This window comes from Halobellus sp. Atlit-38R (assembly GCF_003665925.1).
GTDB lineage: Archaea > Halobacteriota > Halobacteria > Halobacteriales > Haloferacaceae > Haloquadratum > Haloquadratum inordinatus.
On sequence record NZ_QXIJ01000200.1, the window covers coordinates 1 to 524 of the forward strand.

Genomic DNA, 524 nt, shown 5'->3' on the forward strand with positions numbered 1-524 from the left:
CTTCGAGATGTTGTACCGCTCGGAGAGCGCTGCGCTCTCGTAGTCGACAGTGCGCGGCGATTCGAGGTCGTGGCGGAACTCCAGTTCGACCTGCGGCTCGGGGCCGTCGCCAGAGTACGAGCCGTCGCCGACGTGGACGGTGACGTTGTTCTGGCCGTCTTCGAGCCACGAGACGCTGCCCCCGAGGTCGACGGTCTCGCCTTCGGCGAGCGTGCCGTTGTAGGAGGCGGTGTGGCCGTTCAATTCCACGACGGAATCTCTTGTTTGACTCACCTCCGTCCACGACGCGGACACGTCGACGGGACCGTTGACCGACACGTCTGCCGACTGCAAGCCTGTCGAGAGGTCGACCGAGTCTGTGACCGTCTCGCCCGGCCCGAGGACTCCCGAGTGAGACACGGTCGATCCGCCGACGCTAACCGAGGGATCTTGAGTCGCAGTAACCGCCGTCCATGACACCGACACGTCGACCGGCCCGGTCGTCGATATGTCGGCTGTGTGAGACCCCGGAGAGAGGTCGATTG

Annotated in this window: 1 pseudogene; it reads right to left on the reverse strand. The window is 64.9% G+C overall.

Annotated features, from left to right (window positions below):
* Positions 1–399, reverse strand: a pseudogene (locus tag D3D02_RS21060) (hypothetical protein); the annotation flags it as partial.
* Between the last annotated feature and the right edge of the window lie 125 nt (positions 400–524).